Here is a 17,281-nt window from a genome sequence, read left to right as displayed (position 1 = left end):
ATGGGCCACTCGGGTCGCCCGAAAGCCGGGGAGCATCATGGACGGCTATGCGTGAGAGTTCGACAAGCAGCCTGATTGAACGAGCCAAACAAGTTCTCAGCCAGGACGATCGGGTGCTGGGCGTGTGGTTGGTCGGCAGCTACGGCAGGGGTACCGAGGACCAGTTCAGCGACGTCGACCTGTGGGTTGTCGTCGCCGAGGATGCCGTCGACGGCTTCTGCGACGACTGGCCGAACACATCGGACGAGATCGCACCAACGGTGTTCCAACGGGCGATCGGCCGGCGAATCTTCAACCAGATCACGCCGGACTGGGTTCGCTTCGACGTCTCGGTCAGCACACCGGATGCCATTGGCAACCGCACCCGGTCCACCGCGAAGCCGCTGTACGACCCGAACGGCTTGAGCGCCGGCCTCGGCGAGCCGGGCGCACCGAAGCAGCCGGACGCCGGCCGAGTTGAATCAATCACCCGGGAGTTCCTGCGGGTACTCGGGTTGCTGCCGGTCGTCATCGGGCGTGCGGAGTTCGTGGTGGGTCAGTCGGGCGCCGGCCTCCTGCGCGCCCTGCTCATCGACCTGATGCTCGAGGACGTCGCAGTCGAGGACCGAGGCGGCGCACTCCATCTCGACCGCCTACTCCCCGCCGACCGTCAACAACTCCTGACCAACCTCCCACCCCTCCAGGCCACCCGCGAATCAGTCATAGCTGCCCACGTCGCCTGCGCCACAGCCTTCCTCCCGTTGGCCCGGGCCCTACACACCCGCTGCGCCCTACCCTGGCCGCAATCCCTCGAGACCGCAGCCCGCCAACACCTCTCCACGACCCTCTCCGTCGATCTACCGGAGTAGGTTGACTCACCGATGAGAGAGACTTCGCCCATGCCAGGAGAGCTCGTCACCGAGACCTTCGCGTACGACGGCGGCCGGCAGGTCACGGCGTACGTCCCGGCGGAGACGCCGCAGGCGATCGTGTACGCCGGTGACGGGCAGCTGATCTCGCGATGGGGCGAGTTCCTCAACGAGGCACCCGACGTACCGCCCACGATGCTCATCGCCGCTCACCGCGTCGACGACGAGACGGCCCGGATCCACGAGTACTCACCCGGCTTCGACGCCGAGCGGTTCGCAGCGCACGAGAAGTTCTTCGTCGAGGACCTCCGCGAGTGGGCCCGAACGCGCTTCGACGTCACGCTCCCGGCCGAACGTACGGCGGTCTTCGGCGTCTCGGCCGGCGGCGAACTGGCCCTGGCCATCGGCCTCCGCCACCCAGACCTCTACGGCGCCATCTTCTGCGCCTCACCAGGCGGCGGCTACCAGCCACCCGGCGACATGCAGCCCTCCCTACCCCGCACCTACCTGGTCGCGGGCACCGAAGAACCCTGGTTCCAGGAAAACGCCACCCGCTGGGCAGAAGCCCTACGCGACGCAGGCGCCGACGTACTCATCACCGAACGCCCCGGCAACCACGGCGACCCCTTCTGGCGCGAAGAACTCCCCCTCATGACCGCTTGGGCTTTCACCCACTGACGCCGGCCGCGGACCTCTGTGTCGACTGCTTCCGGGCGATCAGGACGTCGATGCCGTCCAGGATGCGGTCGAGGCCGAAGGTCACGTCGCCGTCGGGGATCTCGTCGGTGTACTGATCGCCGGCCATCAGGCCGGCTAGGACCGAGTATCCGAGTTCGTTCAGCCGAGGTTCCAGGAATCGTGACACCGCGGCCGGCTCGACGGACGTCGTCGCGCTGTCGCGCAGATCGCGACGCGCGCTCGCGATCCGCCGGGCATAACCGTCCAGCAGCAACGCGCACGACAGGCTTTCGGTGGGACTCAGCCCGGCTCCGGTCAGCACCTTCAGGATCGCCTCTGCCCAGCCGAGCAGGTTCGGCGTCACCGGCGCTCCGCGAATCGGCAGATCGCAGAGCCAGGGGTGGACGTCGCACCGATCGACCATCGCCTGCGTCCACAGCCTGGCCGCGGCTCGCCAGTCCCGCGCGTCGACGATCCGGTCCGGGGCCGGACCCCAGGCTGCGTCACCGACCAGGACCAGCAGTTCGTCGCGGGACCTGACGTACCTGTAGATCGCGTTGGCCGTCAGCCCGAGCTTCTGGGCGATCTTGGGCATCGACAACGCGGCGAACCCGTCGGTATCGGCCAACTCGAGGGCCGCGTCGACGATCTGCTCGACGCTCTGCGTCGGCTTCCGGCCGAGCTTGTTCGACTTGGCGGGCAGGCCCCACGCCAGCACGAGCCCCGGGGGCAGGTGCGCATCGTCGGTCGAGGGCATCAGGTCGGCTCCCCACAAGTCGGTGGTTTGACTTCGTGTGTACCTTACACTTTATATTAGTGAGACCCACACACGAATTCAGCTGAGGATGCTCTATGCGACAGCAGGATCACCACGACGGACCGGATCGTCGGCGCCCACGGTTCGGCCTTGCCCGCCGGCTCGGAGTGCTGCTGACCGCGGCGTTGCTCTCGAGTTCGGCGACAGCCTGGGGAGGACAGGCCCCGGAAAACACCGTGGTCTCGACGGACGCAGGCGCCGTACGAGGCACACTCACCCCGGACGCCAGGCTCTTCCAAGGGATCCCGTACGCCGCTCCGCCGGTCGGGCAACTGCGCTGGGCATCGCCGCAACGGGCCGCGTCATGGCGTGGCATCCGGGACGCCACCAAGCCCGGGAATCGCTGCGCCCAGGCCGGAGGGCTGATCGACGAGGCCAGCACCACCGAGGACTGCCTCTACCTCAACGTCACCACGCCACGGGCCAGCGGCGTACGCAAACTGCCCGTCATGGTGTGGATCCACGGCAACGGCTTCATCAACGGAGCCGGCAGCCTGTACGACGCGCAGCGGCTGGCGAACAGCGGCCAGGTCATCGTGGTCAGCCCCAACTACCGGCTGGGGATCTTCGGTTTCCTCGCGCACCCGGCTCTCGACCACGGCCGAGCTCGGCAACTCTCGGGGAACTTCGGCCTCGAGGACCAGCAGGCGGCGTTGCGATGGGTCCAGCGGAACGCAACGGCGTTCGGTGGGGATCCGGGCAATGTCACGATCTTCGGTGAGTCTGCCGGCGGCACCAGCGTCTGTTCCCATCTGGTCGCGCCAGGATCCGCAGGACTGTTCGAGAAGGCGATCCTGCAGAGCGCCGAGTGCACCGGGCAGAAGTGGTCACCCGGCCCGCCGACCTGGTTTCCGCTGCCCCGGTCCGAGCGCGAGCAGCACGGTCTCGACGTCGCGGCCAAGGTTGGCTGCTCCGACCCGGCTACCGCTGCGGCCTGCCTGCGGGCCAAACCTACGGACGAGCTCACCAAGTGGTCTGACGACGGGGTCGGATCAGGCCCGACCGTTGGTGGTGGCGTGCTGCCGCTCAGCCCGGATCGCGCCTTCGCAACCGGCCGCTTCAACCACGTACCGATCATCCAGGGGACCACACGGGACGAGCACCGACTCTTCACCGCCGCAATCGAAACAGCGACCGGTCAGGTGACGACCCCGGCCGGCTACAGCGAAGAGGTCCACACGCTGTTCGACCAGTCGGACGCTGAACGGATCCTGGCCCGCTATCCCGTCGAACAGTTCCACTCGGCCGGCGAGGCGTTGTCGGCCGTCGTCACCGACTGGGCATGGGGCTGCCCGGTCCTCGACCGAGACCGCACCCTCGCCGCGCAGACACCGCTCTATGCGTACGAGTTCGCCGACGAGACGGCTCCGTGGTTCAGCACACTCCCGAAACCCAACTTCCCGACCGGCGCGTTCCACGGCGCCGAACTGCAGTACCTGTTCACCGACGAGCAACTCCCAGGCCCGACCACACCAGGCCAGAAACAACTCTCCGCGACGATGATCCGCTACTGGACCCAGTTCGCCCACACCGGAACCCCGAACGCCCCGGGCCTACCCCACTGGCAGCCCTTCCATAACAAGGCCCACGTCCAGTCACTCGCCCCTGGCCGAATCGCCCCAGCCAACCTGGCCCAAGAACACCAGTGCACCTTCTGGACCTCAATAACCTCCTGACCTACCCGGTCAGGGGCCCGTCGTGGGTCTTAGCAGGCGGAGGGTGTGGGATTCGAACCCACGATGACGGTCACCCGCCATACCGGTTTTCAAGACCAGCGCACTCGGCCACTATGCGAACCCTCCAGGCGACGTGTCGCCGATCGTTGAGGATAGCGCGTTGGTGGGAACGGGAGTGCGGGGGTGGGTAGCGGCCGGTAGGGTCTGGGCTGAGGCGGAGGGGCCGCCTGGGTACGGACGGAGGTGAGAGCAATGTCCAGGTCGTTCGAGGACATGGCACACACCGTCCGGTCGGCGCGCTGACCAGCCGCTGACCGGGCCATCCGGTCGGCTGGAGTGCAGCTGACCGGGCTATCCGGCAGCCGTGGTGCGGCCGGATCAGTGCCGACGTCGTGTCGGTGTCCGGTTGTTTTGGCATGCCCTCTGGAGTTCATTCATGCGTTCCCTCGGTACGTTTCTGCTGCCTCCTGGTCTTGGACCTGATTTCCGCAAGATCTGGCCGGCTTCGATCATCTCCAACCTCGGCGACGGCGCCATGCTGGCCGCCGGACCGTTGCTGGTCGCATCGATCACCAGCGAACCGGCGGCCGTCGGTGCGGCTGCGTTCGTTCAGCAGTTGCCCTGGCTGCTGTTCGCGTTGTTCAGCGGCGCACTGGTCGACCGGCTGGACCGTCGGCTCATGGTCGTTGCTGCCGACCTCTTTCGCGCGACCGTGCTCGCCGCGCTCGGTGTCGCCGTACTGCTCGGCACGTCACCCCTATGGGCGATCTACGTGTCGCTCTTCTTACTCGGTACGGCGGAAACCCTTGCGGACAACGCATCCAGCGCTTTGCTCGTGAGCGCCGTACCCAAAGAGCACCTCGGCCAGGCCAACGCACGCCTCTTTGCCAGTGGGACCGTTCTGCAGCAACTTGGCGGTCCACCGCTCGGCGCACTGCTCTTTGCGGTCGGCGCCGGGGTGCCGCTGGTGTTGGACGCCGTCACCTTCGCCGCAGCGGCCGCGCTGGTCGCACGGGTCGCCGTACGGCCGCCACTGCCAGAGCCATCGGGTACGGCGCTCTGGGTCGAAGTGCGCGAGGGGGTGCGGTGGCTGTGGCACCACGCCGGCGTACGGACGTTGGCGTGCTCGATCCTGGTCATGAACATCACCTTCTGCGCGGCGTTCGCGACCTGGGTGCTCTTCGCCCGGGAGCGGCTCGGTCTGAACGAGACCCAGTTCGGGCTGCTCATTTCTGTTGGCGCAATCGGAGCCGTCCTCGGCATGCCGGCGTACCACCTGCTCGAGCCACGCGTGGGCTCGCTGACCCTGCTGCGGGCCGGACTGGTGATCGAGACAACGGTCCACTTGATTCTGGCGCTCACCCGGAGCCCATGGGTCGCCGGTGCGACCATGGCCGTGTTCGGCGTGCACGCGGTGGTGTGGGGCATCGTGTCGACCACTGCGCGACAGTTGGCGACGCCGGACCCACTGATGGGGCGGGTCAACAGCGTGTACCTGCTGGCCTCGGTCGGCGGCGCCGCGATCGGCTCGGCGCTGGGCGGCGTACTGGCGCAGCAGTATGGTCTGGCCGCTCCGTTCGCCGTGGCGTTCGTAGGCATGGTGCTGATGACGACCGTCGCTTGGCGCCCGCTTCGGCACGTCTCCGTACGCCGGGTGCCCGCAGCGGACTGACCCGGGTTTCTCGGAGAACAAAAAGGTTGGAGCCGGTCGGATAGCGCTTGCTAGGCTGCAAGGCTGCCGAGTCGATGCGATGGGAGCCCCTCCGTTATGCCCACAGCCACATCCCTCGGTCTGCCCAATGTCCGTGGGCGCGTACCGTTGCTCGCGGCGCTGGCCATCGACTCCTTCGGCGGTGGCTGCGCCGGACCGCTCCTGCTCCTCTACTTCAACAAAGTCGCGGACATCCCACTCGGGACGGCCGGAGTGATCCTGACGGTCGCGACCCTGTTCTCGATCGCCGCACCGGCGGCCATAGGTCTGGTGATCGACAGGGTCGGGCCGCGGAACATCGTGATCGGCGCGCAGATCGCCCAGGGTCTGGCTTTCACCGGATTCTTCCTCGGGCGGTCGCCATGGCTGCTATTCCTGTGCGCACTGGTGATGAGCACCGGCCAGCGGGCGTTCTGGTCCGCGATCTTCAGTCTGCTCGCTGACGTCGCGGATGAGGGCGACCGGGACAAGTGGTTTGGTCTGGGCGGCATGATGCAGGCAGGCGGCTTCGCACTCGGCGGACTGGCCGCGGGTGGGCTGCTGGCGATCGGCGGCGACGCACCGTTCCTGATCGCGATGGCCGTGAACGCGCTGACGTTCTACCTGGCCGGACTGCTGCTGCTGCGCTTGCATCCGTCTCATCACCAGCGGACCAACCAGGACACCGGGCCGGCGCCGCTGCTGCGCAAGGACAAGCCGTTCCTGGTGCTGATCGGCGCCAACACCCTGCTTGCGCTCTGCACGATGATGCTTGGTACCGCTGTCCCGGTGTTCATCTCCGAGGCGCTGCCGGTGCCCAAGTGGCTGGTCGGTGTGCTGCTGGCTGGGACATCGGTCGTGCTCGCGACCGGACAGACCTTGGTCGTACGGCACACCCAGCGGATGCGTCGTACGAACGTCATGGTCGTTTCCGGTGTGGCGTACGCCTGCTGGGGTCTGCTGATGGCGTCGACGCTGCACATCAACGTCGGGTTGATCGTGCCGCTGCTGATCCTGGCCACGGCGACTTACGCGTTTGCCGACGTACTGCATGCGGCGATCAACAACGCCTTGTCGGCGGCGATGGCGCCGGTGGTCGGGCGTGGGAAGTACCTGTCCTACTGGCAGTACTCCTTCACGTTCGCGAGCGTGCTGACTCCGGTGTTCTTCACACAGCTGTTCGAGGTGCATCACGAGCTGCCTTGGCTGGCTTTGGCGGTGCTGGCGCTGATCGCGAGCGGGACCATCTACGCGCTCGCGCGGGTCATCCCGAACAGCGACGCGCAGCGCACCTGAGGCGCTTCGACGGCGCGGTCCTGAGGGCTTGCGATGACCTGTTCCTGACCTGTCAGGATGCGTTGCAATCGATCGAACATCTGTTCTAATGTTGCCTCGTTCGCGGTTCTCCACCCGGATCGTCCGGTCGACCGAGCCTCCCACCTGCGATGTGGACGGCCGCCGGGCGCCGCCGCCCGGGTTGTGAGGACCCGGGCTGTGGAGAACCCGTTCACTGGTCATTGGGCACTGCTGAGGAAGATGGGGTGATTGCTCGACGGAAGGACATTGCACATGCTGCTGGAACATCGCGGCCGCCGACCGGTCGTGCCTGAATCCGCTTATGTCGCTCCATCGGCCGTGCTCTGCGGAGCCGTCGTACTGGCCGAGGGCAGCCGAGTTCTGCATGGTGCGGTACTCACGGCGGAGAACGGCGAGGTCCGTCTCGGTACGAACAGTGTGGTGATGGAGAACGCCCTGGTGCGCGGCCGGGCCGATCATCCCGCTCTGCTCGGCGACGCGGTCCTGGTAGGTCCCCATGCACACGTGAACGGCGCCACGGTCGAGGACGAGGTCTTCATCGCCACGGGCGCCGCATTGTTCCCTGGTTCTGTCGCCGGCGCTGGCGCGGAGCTCCGGATCAACAGCGTGCTGCACGTGAACTCGCGCCTGGAGCCAGGCACGGTCCTCCCGATCGGATGGATCGCCGCCGGCAACCCGGCCCAGCTCTTCTCGCCCGACCGGCACGAGGAGCTCTGGCAGGTCCAACGCGACCTGGACTTCCCCGGCACCGTCTACGGCGTCCCGCGCGGTACCCCCATGCGCGACATCATGTCCCGCCAATCCACCTACTACGGAGCCCACCAGTCCGACCGCCAACTACCCAACCCCGACTGACGCGGAGTGCGCCGATGCACCCGCTGACCGGCGAGGTGCTGACGACCGGGGATGCTCGTGACCGGCGGGTGCTGGCGACCGGGCGTGCTGGTGACCGAGAGGTGCTGGTGACCGGCGGGTGTTGGAGACCGGGGGTGCTGGAGACCGGGGTGCCGCCGACCGGGGTGCTGGTGATCGGCGGGTGCTGCCGACCGGGGTGCTGGTGATCCGGGGTTGGCGTCTTAGGGGCCGGTTAGGGACTCGAGTTGGAAGCGGCGGATTTGGGAGGGGGTTGTGCCGGCGCAGGTCAGGCGGGCGTTGATGGGATCCAGGTGGGCTGAGAGTTCGGCAGTGATGAGGCCGGTGGTCGAGGTGAGGGTTACCTGCCAGCGGTTGTTGGGGAGTTGACGGACGGAGTGCGGGAGGAGGTTGCTGACGGCAACTGAATGACCGGCGGCGCGGGCGAAGTGCTGGGCGGCTTGGACCGGTGGTGCGAACGCGCCTGATCCGCGGAGGAGATCAGGCACGACGTTGCCTTCGTCGTACCGCTTGGCGAGTTCGACGGCGCGGGTCACTGGGACGTGCCCGTAGAACAGACCGTGCGGGAGTACGACGACGTTCGCGGCGAAGCGGTCGCCGCCGATGTGGCTACATTCCCACGTGCGGTCGGGGTACGCGCCTGCCAACGCTGCGGCGATGGGTCGTCCGCGGACGGCGCAACACGCGTCGTGGCGGCCGTGGGTGCAGACGAGGTAGACCGGCTCATGGCTGAGCGTGCCGCGATCCTTGCCCGCGAGGACATCCAGCGCGTGCTCGTCCGCTGGCAAGTCACCCCAACGAACCGACTCCTGCCCGGGCCGGCAATCCACCAAGCCCCAGCGTCGACTCGCACCCCGATCAACCCGCCCGAACCGCCGAATCACCACCGGTCGAATCCCCAACTGGCGACAAACCCGCGCAACCTCGACCCCCAGCTCACCGTCCACCGCCTGGCTCAGCTCAGAGGTGCCGCCTGCCTGGGGACCACGGTCGCCCAGGTCGAGGGACACGGTCGGCGCAGACGCGTCGAAGGGCGTCGACGGGCCGAGGGTTGAGGTGGGGGTAGGGGTGGATTTGCGGAGGGTGGTTAGGGCGTTGCGGGGCCACGGGGTGTGGGATTCGATGAGGAGCCAGCGGGTGGCTGGTGGGGCGGTGGCTATGAGGGAGTCGCCGCGGAGGGATGCGAGCGCTGCGCATCCTGTCTCCGGGCGGTACCTACCGACATCATCTGCCACACCCACTCACCTTACTTAGCTACCCACCCAACCACCGTGCCTGACGACCGTCAGCCGGGCTGGTTGGTACCCCGCAGCTGACTTGGATCCTCGGGTGGCGGCTGCCCGCGCTTGGCCTTGTGTCCCGGGTGGTTATGGGGTGGTGGTTGTTAGGACTGCTTCGGTTAGGAGGCGGCGTACTAGGACCAACTGGTCGGCGTCGTCCAGGGACGGGAGGTTGCCTACCTTGCAGTCTGTGCCGGAGCAGAGTTCCGCCAGGGCGGGAGCGGTCGCGGCCGGGAACGTGATGGTGCGGTCTGGGAGTTGGAGGACTACTGGGTCGCCGGGGACTACCCGGCAGCGGAGGCCGGCGCGTAGGCGGACCGTCGTACCGACTGCGAGGGACGCGATGGACGCCGCGTGGGCCAACGGGGGCAGCGGGGCGGGGCGATTGCCGGACCACGTACGGCGTCTGAGCCGAGCGGCCACCGCATCCGGCGTAGCCGACTGGATGGAGCGGACGAACAGCTCGGCCACCTCCGGCAACACCTCAGCGAGCTGCGCCGGATCACCCGGATCGAATCCCAGCGGCAAAGCCGACCGCAGCGCAGCCTGGTCGGCCGCAAGAGCAGCCAACTCCTGCACGAGCAGATACCGCGTCAACGTATGAAGCCCGACGGTCAGATGCGCACTGACCCCACCCAACGCCTTCGCCGAGTGCAGGAACCCACGCGGCACGTACAGCGCATCCCCCGGCCGCAGCACCTCATCAACCACCGGAGCCTGATCACGCGCAGCCGCAGCGACCGCGCGAGAGTGATCCGTCCACGGCTGGTTACGCAGCGGATCCACATGTACCGGCTCATGCACGGTCCAGTGCTTCTCGCCCGCCACCTGCAGCACAAACACATCGTGTACGTCGTAGTGCGCCGAAAACCCCTGTGATTCAGCAGGGGTGATGTACGCATTGATCTGCACCGGATGACCAGCCTCAGCCGACAGCTCGGTCGCAAAGTCGACAAGCGCCGGCCACGTGCGGTGCAAAGCCTGCAGTACGACGGTATGCCCGCTGGCGAACAACGCCGCCACCTTGTCGTCCCGCACCTGGTCCGCGATGTCCGCGCCCACGCCACCCGATCCGGTGAACTGTCCGTCCCCAACCACCGCCCCGTTCTTGGCGATCCGCAAGAACGGGGACCGGAGACCGCGCCGGGACAACAGTTCGTCCGCGGCTTCCAGGGTGAACAGGTCGTCGTACGGCGCGGGCAGGTCAGGCCCGTGGGACAGCAGAGCGCGCGAACCCCAGTAGGAGTTCGCGAACTCGTCCAGATCACCTGCTACACAGCGCCGGAGAGCCGGGCGCTCATCCGGCAGCGGCCCGACTCCCGGCACCGTACTCACCAACTCCCGGAGCCCTGGCCGCCCGCTCCACCGTCTGCGCCGCCATCGGCACCACCATCGTGACCACCCGGCGACGCACCGCCATCCGCGGTTCCTTCACCGGCGCCACCGTCAGCACCGCCATCACTCACACCGGCCGAAGCACCGCCGTCCGCGGGCCCTTCAGAGCCGCCCGCACCGCCATCCGCTCCGCCGTCAGTGCCACCCGGCGTCGCACCGCCATCCGCAGGTCCTTCGCCGCCCGCACCGCCATCAGCCCCACCGTCGGCACCACCGTCAGTGGCACCACCATCAGCAGGTCCTTCGCCGGCGCCGCCATCCGCACCACCGTCCGTGCCGCCCGGCGTAGCGCCACCGTCGGCCGGACCCTCGCCACCCGCCTGGGTGTCGTTGCCCTCAGTCGAACCGGCACCGCCGTCCGCGCCACCATCGGCACCTCCGTCAGTGCCACCAGGCGTCGCGCCACCATCGGCGAGACCCTCTCCACCTTCGGAGGATGTCGTCATGTCGTCGTCGCTCAGACCCATTGTGCTGCTCCCTTCGCGAATGGCCAGAAAGAGTGCCGGCCAAGGAGCGGGCACTCTGCGACCATCCTGTGCGCAAACTGGTGCCCGGCTAAACCCCTCAGGGGTTACAGCGGCAATTCGGTTCGGCGGCGAAAGCCCCACGAGCCGGGAAACCGTCAGGTGGTCAGGTCCCGCCACACCTTCGCGAACCCGTCGACGACGTCCTCCGGCCGGACCGCGATCCGCAACCAGTCCGGCCCGAGACCGGGAAACGTGTCCCCGCGACGGACCGCGAATCCACGCTCTCGCAGGGATTCCCGCAGTACGGCGCCACCCTCGACGTGCACCAGGACGAACGGTCCCCGCGGCTCGCCGTACGTCGAAACCGGGGCCAGGCTGTCGAGCAGATGGACCCGCTGCCGGTCGATGTCCAGCGCGGCGTACGCCGCCTCCGCCACGGCCCGCTCGTTGCTGCAGGCAATTGCCGCTGCGAGTGCAGGAGTGGACACCGGCCAGTGCGGCTGAACGGCGGCCAGTTGCTCGATCAACCCGGGAGCCGCGAGCACATAGCCGACGCGCAGGCCGGCGAGTCCCCAGGTCTTGGTCAGGCTCCGGATCACCACGAGCCCCGGGATCGAGGCACCGGCGAGCGACTCCGGCTCACCCGGTACGGCGTCCATGAACGCCTCATCGACGACCAGGATCCGGTCCGGCCGCGCGAGTTCACGCAGGTCGTCCGCCCGGTGCAGGACCGAGGTCGGGTTGGTCGGATTGCCGATGACAACGAGATCAGCCTCGGCCGGAACAGCCCGCGGATCCAGGACGAACCCGTCCTCGGGCCGCAGGATCACCCGGTCGACCAGATGCCCCGCGGACCGCAAAGCCGCCTCGGGCTCGGTGAACTGGGGATGAACCACGACCGCATGCCGCGGCCGGAAAGCCCGCGCGATCAGCACGAACGCTTCCGCGGCCCCCGCGGTCAGCAGCACCCGATCAGGCGCAAGCCGGTGCCGCTCGGCGACCGCGGCCACCGCCGCGTCCTGTCGCGGGTACGCCGCCAGGTCGCACAAGCTGTTCGTGATCGCCTCGATCAGCCACGCCGGCGGTGTCCCCGCCCGGACGTTGACCGCGAGATCGACCAGCCCGTCGCCGACCTCGAGGTCGCCGTGATGCTCCAGATCAAACCCATCCAGCACACGGCGAGATTAACCGCTCGAGGCCCGCTCGGGACCAACCCAGCCGAAATCAGCGCGGAATCACCGAGTAGCGCCGGTTCTGCAACGAAGGGTTCCGCTTGCGTACGTCGGCCAGTCGCTCAGCCGAAATCTCCGCGACGGCATGACCGTCCGTCTCACCCACCGACGCCAGTGCGACGCCCTGGGGATCGATCACCTGCGACAGCCCGCAGTACTTCTTCCCGTTCTGCGCCGCCGCCGCTACATAACAAGTGTTCTCTACCGCCCGAGCAGTCAGCAGCGTCGTCCAGTGATGCTCCTTCAGCGGACCCCGAACCCAGGCCGCCGGGACCACCAGAGCCTCCGCACCGGCGTCGACCAACGCACGCGACAACTCCGGGAACCGCAGGTCATAACAAGTCATCAGCCCCAGCGACACCCCCGCGACCTCGACCACCACCGGCGCCACATCGCCCGACGTCAGCTGATCCGACTCCTTGTACCCGAACGCGTCGTACAGATGGATCTTGCGGTAGGCGCCGAGCAGCGCGCCGTCCGCGCCGACGGCCAGGAGCGTGTTGTACGGACGATCCTGGTCGCAACTGCGTTCGAACATCCCGGCCACGATCGCGACGCCGTGGTCGATCGCCGCCTTGCGCAGCGTGGCGACGAACTCCCCGTCCAGCGGTTCCGCGGCGTCCGCCACCGAGCCGCCTTCGATCGCGAAGTCGGACATGATCGCTTCCGGGACGACGACGAGATCCGGCCGGTCCTGGGCCGCGTCGGCGACAACGCGACGGACGAGGTCGCGGTTCGCGGCCTTGTCGTAGCTGCTGGCGGTCTGCACCACGGCGATCTTCACCTCACCATGGTGCCCCAAAGACTTGAACCTCACGCGGCGTGAGGACCTAGCGTCGGAGTCATGGACACCGACGACAGGACCTGGAAGGTCGGCGAACTGGCGGAAGCCACTGGCCTCAGCGTCCGGACCCTGCACCACTACGACGAGATCGGCCTGCTGCGACCCAGCGGCCGCAGTACGTCCGGACATCGGCAGTACGACGCTGCCGACGTACGGCGCCTGCACCTCATCGTCGCGGTCCGTGGGTTCGGGTTGTCGCTGACCGAGGTAGGTCAGGTCCTCGACGGCGAGCTGACGGATCCGGGCGCCCTGTTCCGGGCGCAGCTCGACCTGGTCGAGGAGCAGCTCACCGCGGCAGCCAAGGTCAAGCGGATGCTGCTTGGTGTCCTCGACGGACTCGACCGGGCCCGGGAGCCGTCGCCGGAGGGACTCATTGAACTCATCGAGGGGATGACCGCTATGTCGCGAGTACTGACACGAGACGAAGTCGCGCAGCTGACGCAGGGCCGGCAGGAGGCGATGGCCAACCTGTCCGAGGCCGAGCTGGCGGCGCTGGTCGAGGAGCGCCGGAAGGCAACCGAGGCGCTGACGCCGGAGCAGCGGGAGGCGATGGCCAAGGCGCGCGCGGAGATGATGCCGACGGACTGACGATGCCAGACTGCCCTGGTGGAGTTCGACGCGCTGGTGCTGGCTGGGGGTGGGTCGACCCGATTCGGTGGGGTCGACAAGGCGATGCTGGTGCTCGAGGGCATGACGCTGCTCGATCGGGTGCTCACGGCAACCGATGACGCGGTGTCGACCGTCGTGGCCGGCCCGGTCCGCACCACCTGCCGCGAGGTCGCCTGGACCGTCGAGGACCCGCCCTCCGGCGGTCCGGTGGCAGGCATCGCGGCCGGGCTGACCCACGGCACCGCGCCGATCGTCGTCCTGCTGAGCTGCGACCTCCCCTGGCTGACGAAGGACGACGTCACCCAGTTGGTCAACGGTCTCGATCACCACGACGGCCACGGTCTGCGGGACACGGACGGCCGCGAGCAGCAACTCGCGGCCGCCTACCGCCGTACGTCGCTCACCGCAGCGATCACGCGGATCGGCGACCCCCGCGACAAGTCCGTACGCCGCCTGCTCGCCGGACTCGACCTGGTCTGGTCCGAACCCACGCACGGCGGCGACGACGTCGACACCTGGGCCGACCTGGACGACTGACAACGACTAAAACCGATGGACACGCCTTCTAGCGTGAGGCTGTGGATATCGCGGCAATCGTGGCCAAAGCAGTCCCCGACAGCGAAGAGATCATCCAACGCACCGGCGGCCAACTGAGCACGGTCGTCGAAGTACGCCGTACCTCCGGCGACCCGCTCATCGTCAAGGTCTACGCACCGGAATGGGCTTGGAAACAAGCCAAAGAGGTCCACGTCTACGGCCTCCTCGCCGAAGAGCTGGACGGCTCCATCCCCAAGGTCGTCCACGCCGAACCGGCCGGTGAACACGACGCCTTCACCGTCCTCACCAAGCTCGACGGCGTCCCGTTGTCGGAGCTCGACCCGCCCGACTGGGAAGCGGCGTACACGCAACTCGGTCAACTTATTGCCCGGGTTCACCGGATCCCGCAGCCGGAGTACGGCTATCTGACCGACCGGATCCTCGATCCGTTGCCGGACAACGATCAGTACATGCGCCGGCAGTTCAGCAAGAAGCTCGGCGAGTTCGACCAGCTGGGCGGCGACCAAGCCCTGCGCCAAGCCATCCAGGCGTTTGTGGACAAGCACTCCGGGCTGTTCAAGGCCAACCAGGCGCCGGTGCTGTGTCACAACGACTTCCACGAGGGCAACATCCTGGTCGACCCCGAGACCTGGCAGGTCACCGGCTTCATCGACGTCGAGAACGCCATCGCCGCCGACCCGCTGATCGACCTCGCCAAGACCGTCTCGTACTCCGTCCAGGGCGACGCCGACAAGCTCGCCGGCCTCACCACCGGGTACGGCGAACTGCCCGCCGACTGGGCGGATCGGGTGCATCTCTATCGCGTCTACCACTCACTCGAACTATGGGACTGGTTCAAGTCGATAGGCGAGACCACTTACCTCGAGAGCATCGCAACAGAGCTGGCTGGACTCGTCGACGGCTGAGGGTACGGTGGCCGCATGCGAGCTGTCGTGTGTGAGGGTGCGGGCGGGATCGACGTACTGACGATCGGCGAGATCGAGGATCCGCAGCCGGCCGTCGACGAGGTCGTCATCGAGGTGGTCGCCGCGGGCGTGAACCGCGCGGACCTGCTTCAGCGCCAGGGGCACTATCCGCCGCCGCCCGGCGCACCCGGGACGATCGGGCTCGAGGTCTCCGGCCGGATCGCCGCGGTCGGCGCCGAGGTCGAGGACTGGTCCGTCGGCGACGAGTGCTGCGCGCTGCTCGCGGGAGGTGGGTACGCCGAGAAGGTCGTCGTACCGGCGCCGCAGGTGATGCCCGTGCCCGATGGCCTGGACCTGGTCAGCGCCGCGGCGCTCCCCGAGGTGGTCGCGACCGTCTGGTCGAACGTGTTCATGACCGCGCACCTCAAGTCCGGCGAGACCCTGCTCGTGCACGGCGGCTCGTCGGGCATCGGCACGATGGCGATCCAGCTCGGGGTCGCGCACGGGGCGCGGGTGCTCACCACGGTCGGCAGCACGAACAAGATGGAGTTCTGCACCCGGCTCGGCGCCGACGTCGCGATCAACTACAAGGACGCCGAGTGGGCGTCGGTGGTCAAGGAAGCGACCGGCAACGCCGGGGCCGACGTGATCCTCGACATCATCGGCGCGAAGTACCTCGCCGACAACGTCAAGACCCTCGCGTACGACGGCCGCCTGGTCGTGATCGGGATGCAGGGCGGCACGAAGGCCGAGCTGGACCTCGGCCGGTTGATGAGCCGCCGTGGCTCGATCACCGGCACTGGCCTCCGGGTCCGCTCGGTCGCCGAGAAGGGCCGCATTCTGGCCGAGGTGGTCGGCCATGTCTGGCCGCTGATCGCCGAGAAGAAGGTGCGCCCGATCGTCCACACCACCTACCCGCTCGCCGAGGTGGCCCGGGCCCACCAGGACCTCGAGGAGTCGGGCCACATCGGCAAGATCCTGCTCACCATCTAGATCATGCTGTAGGCAGGTTGGCGGCCAGCCACTCGGGATCCGGCTCGACCAACTGGATCACGTCGATCCACGTGCCCGCGGGGTCGCGGACGAAGAAGTGCCGCTGACCGAAGACCTCGGTCACCGGCGACGTCTCCAGCGTCACGCCCGCTTCGCCGAGAGCGGCCGCGACCTTGTCCACGTCCTCGACGATGAAGCCGAACACGTTCGTGCTTTCGACGGCGGCGGAAACAGCGGCCGGCACCGTCGCGTGACCGCGCTCGCAGATCGCGAGCTCCCAGTCCGCCTCACCCCGGCGCAGGGTGACGAACCAGCCGAGATCGAGCATGACCTCCAGATCGAAATGCTGCTGATAGAAGGCGGCGACCTCCGCCGTGCGATCGGTGACGACGGTCGCACCAAATGCCGCGGGTTGCATCTAATCTCCTCACGAAGAACTACTACAGCTGTTGTTATTAACCACGACAGTTGTAGTTGACCGATGCTAGAGTTGTCAACGTGCCCAGGAACCCAGAGCGCCGTACCCAACTCGCCGACGCCGGTCTCGCCGTCCTCGCGGAAGCCGGCGCCCGCGGCCTGACCCACCGAGCGGTCGACGCCGCGGCCGGCCTCCCCGCGGGTACGGCGTCCAACTACTTCAAGACCCGGGATGCCCTGCTCGGCGCCCTCGGTGAGCGGATCTTCGAGCGACTCGCGCCCGACGAAGCCGTCCTCGAACCCCTCTCGAAGCGCGAGCCGGGAATCGAGCTGATGACCGACTACGTCCACTACATCGTCGAGCGCCTACTCGGCCGCCCCGAGCTCTCCCTTGCCCTCCTGGAGCTTCGCCTCGAAGCCGCTCGCCGCCCGGGCCTGCACGAGATCCTGTCGCGCACCCTCAAGCAGGGCTTCGACGCCGACGTCGCCTTCAACGCGAACGCCGGCCTCCCCGGCGGTGCCGAGGAGATCCGCCTCCTGCACTTCGCGATCGACGGCCTGGTGCTGGATCAGCTCACTCCAGGCACAGGACGCCCGTACGACGTCACTGCGATCACCACCCGCCTGGTCAACCGACTGGTACAGACCGAACATTGACCGGAGCATACCGAGTATGCATACT

The 17,281-nt window shown here is 67.8% G+C and carries 20 protein-coding genes and 1 tRNA gene; 12 read left to right on the top strand and 9 right to left on the bottom strand.

From position 1 onward, the window contains the following. Positions 1-47: 47 nt before the first annotated feature. Both AB0L70_RS04150 and AB0L70_RS04145 read left to right on the top strand, forming a co-directional pair. Positions 48-848, top strand: coding sequence for a nucleotidyltransferase domain-containing protein (locus AB0L70_RS04150; protein ID WP_363679731.1), 801 nt, complete (start codon positions 48-50; stop codon positions 846-848). Positions 849-878: 30 nt separating this feature from the next. Continuing rightward, on the top strand, positions 879-1,526 hold the full coding sequence (locus AB0L70_RS04145; protein WP_363679729.1) for an alpha/beta hydrolase-fold protein: 648 nt from the start codon (positions 879-881) through the stop codon (positions 1,524-1,526). Here the strand turns inward: AB0L70_RS04145 and AB0L70_RS04140 are convergent. After that, positions 1,516-2,283: a helix-turn-helix domain-containing protein gene (locus AB0L70_RS04140; RefSeq protein ID WP_363679727.1), complete on the bottom strand. Its 768-nt coding sequence runs from the start codon at positions 2,281-2,283 to the stop codon at positions 1,516-1,518. The genes AB0L70_RS04145 and AB0L70_RS04140 overlap by 11 nt on opposite strands. A gap of 95 nt (positions 2,284-2,378) precedes the next feature. Here AB0L70_RS04140 and AB0L70_RS04135 point away from each other — a divergent pair, with 95 nt between their 5' ends. Next, complete coding sequence (locus AB0L70_RS04135) at positions 2,379-4,019, top strand: carboxylesterase family protein (RefSeq protein ID WP_363679725.1); 1,641 nt, start codon at positions 2,379-2,381, stop codon at positions 4,017-4,019. Positions 4,020-4,056: 37 nt separating this feature from the next. On the opposite strand, the gene AB0L70_RS04130 is transcribed toward AB0L70_RS04135, so the two are convergent. Then, a tRNA-Ser gene (locus AB0L70_RS04130) sits at positions 4,057-4,145 on the bottom strand. A 310-nt stretch (positions 4,146-4,455) separates the two neighbouring features. Between AB0L70_RS04130 and AB0L70_RS04125 the strand changes: the two genes are divergently transcribed. The 4 genes from AB0L70_RS04125 to AB0L70_RS04110 all read left to right on the top strand — a co-directional run bounded on the left by AB0L70_RS04125 (position 4,456) and on the right by AB0L70_RS04110 (position 8,087). Beyond that, the gene (locus tag AB0L70_RS04125; protein ID WP_363679723.1) at positions 4,456-5,691 is read left to right on the top strand and encodes an MFS transporter; all 1,236 of its coding nucleotides are present in this window, start codon (positions 4,456-4,458) and stop codon (positions 5,689-5,691) included. Positions 5,692-5,787: 96 nt separating this feature from the next. After that, on the top strand, positions 5,788-7,005 hold the full coding sequence (locus AB0L70_RS04120) for an MFS transporter (RefSeq protein WP_363679721.1): 1,218 nt from the start codon (positions 5,788-5,790) through the stop codon (positions 7,003-7,005). A 273-nt stretch (positions 7,006-7,278) separates the two neighbouring features. Next, a complete protein-coding gene (locus AB0L70_RS04115; RefSeq protein ID WP_363679719.1) occupies positions 7,279-7,881 on the top strand; it encodes a gamma carbonic anhydrase family protein in 603 nt (200 codons plus the stop codon). A gap of 14 nt (positions 7,882-7,895) precedes the next feature. Beyond that, positions 7,896-8,087 (top strand): hypothetical protein, encoded by a 192-nt coding sequence (locus AB0L70_RS04110; protein ID WP_363679717.1) that lies wholly within the window; start codon positions 7,896-7,898, stop codon positions 8,085-8,087. Positions 8,088-8,102: 15 nt separating this feature from the next. On the opposite strand, the gene AB0L70_RS04105 is transcribed toward AB0L70_RS04110, so the two are convergent. The 6 genes from AB0L70_RS04105 to AB0L70_RS04080 form a co-directional block, all read right to left on the bottom strand. Continuing rightward, complete coding sequence (locus tag AB0L70_RS04105; protein WP_363679715.1) at positions 8,103-9,134, bottom strand: sucrase ferredoxin; 1,032 nt, start codon at positions 9,132-9,134, stop codon at positions 8,103-8,105. A gap of 132 nt (positions 9,135-9,266) precedes the next feature. Continuing rightward, positions 9,267-10,505: a cupin domain-containing protein gene (locus tag AB0L70_RS04100; RefSeq protein ID WP_363679713.1), complete on the bottom strand. Its 1,239-nt coding sequence runs from the start codon at positions 10,503-10,505 to the stop codon at positions 9,267-9,269. After that, positions 10,477-10,638: a hypothetical protein gene (locus tag AB0L70_RS04095; RefSeq protein WP_363679711.1), complete on the bottom strand. Its 162-nt coding sequence runs from the start codon at positions 10,636-10,638 to the stop codon at positions 10,477-10,479. Before AB0L70_RS04095 ends, AB0L70_RS04100 begins: the two co-directional genes overlap by 29 nt. A gap of 3 nt (positions 10,639-10,641) precedes the next feature. Beyond that, complete coding sequence (locus tag AB0L70_RS04090; protein WP_363679709.1) at positions 10,642-11,001, bottom strand: hypothetical protein; 360 nt, start codon at positions 10,999-11,001, stop codon at positions 10,642-10,644. 195 nt (positions 11,002-11,196) lie between these two features. Next, the gene (cobC, locus tag AB0L70_RS04085; RefSeq protein WP_363679707.1) at positions 11,197-12,216 is read right to left on the bottom strand and encodes an Rv2231c family pyridoxal phosphate-dependent protein CobC; all 1,020 of its coding nucleotides are present in this window, start codon (positions 12,214-12,216) and stop codon (positions 11,197-11,199) included. Positions 12,217-12,265: 49 nt separating this feature from the next. Next, positions 12,266-13,057, bottom strand: coding sequence for a carbon-nitrogen hydrolase family protein (locus tag AB0L70_RS04080; RefSeq protein ID WP_363679705.1), 792 nt, complete (start codon positions 13,055-13,057; stop codon positions 12,266-12,268). A 60-nt stretch (positions 13,058-13,117) separates the two neighbouring features. Here AB0L70_RS04080 and AB0L70_RS04075 point away from each other — a divergent pair, with 60 nt between their 5' ends. Genes AB0L70_RS04075 through AB0L70_RS04060 form a run of 4 tightly spaced genes read left to right on the top strand, consistent with a single transcriptional unit; the run spans position 13,118 to position 16,182 of the window. Continuing rightward, positions 13,118-13,705, top strand: a complete 588-nt coding sequence (locus AB0L70_RS04075; RefSeq protein WP_363679703.1) for a MerR family transcriptional regulator — start codon at positions 13,118-13,120, stop codon at positions 13,703-13,705. A gap of 18 nt (positions 13,706-13,723) precedes the next feature. After that, on the top strand, positions 13,724-14,263 hold the full coding sequence (locus AB0L70_RS04070) for a molybdenum cofactor guanylyltransferase (RefSeq protein WP_363679701.1): 540 nt from the start codon (positions 13,724-13,726) through the stop codon (positions 14,261-14,263). A 41-nt stretch (positions 14,264-14,304) separates the two neighbouring features. Further along, positions 14,305-15,189 (top strand): aminoglycoside phosphotransferase family protein, encoded by an 885-nt coding sequence (locus tag AB0L70_RS04065; protein ID WP_363679699.1) that lies wholly within the window; start codon positions 14,305-14,307, stop codon positions 15,187-15,189. Between the two features lie 15 nt (positions 15,190-15,204). Continuing rightward, entirely contained in the window at positions 15,205-16,182 is a 978-nt protein-coding gene (locus AB0L70_RS04060; protein ID WP_363679697.1) for an NAD(P)H-quinone oxidoreductase, read from the top strand. Between the two features lies 1 nt (position 16,183). On the opposite strand, the gene AB0L70_RS04055 is transcribed toward AB0L70_RS04060, so the two are convergent. Continuing rightward, complete coding sequence (locus AB0L70_RS04055; protein ID WP_363679695.1) at positions 16,184-16,600, bottom strand: VOC family protein; 417 nt, start codon at positions 16,598-16,600, stop codon at positions 16,184-16,186. An 80-nt stretch (positions 16,601-16,680) separates the two neighbouring features. Here AB0L70_RS04055 and AB0L70_RS04050 point away from each other — a divergent pair, with 80 nt between their 5' ends. After that, the gene (locus AB0L70_RS04050) at positions 16,681-17,256 is read left to right on the top strand and encodes a TetR family transcriptional regulator (RefSeq protein WP_363679693.1); all 576 of its coding nucleotides are present in this window, start codon (positions 16,681-16,683) and stop codon (positions 17,254-17,256) included. Positions 17,257-17,281 lie beyond the last annotated feature (25 nt).

It is taken from the genome of Kribbella sp. NPDC051952, assembly GCF_040680855.1.
GTDB lineage: Bacteria > Actinomycetota > Actinomycetes > Propionibacteriales > Kribbellaceae > Kribbella.
The sequence above is the reverse complement of the archived record's forward strand: the minus strand, read 5'-3'. Positions and strand labels throughout refer to the sequence as shown.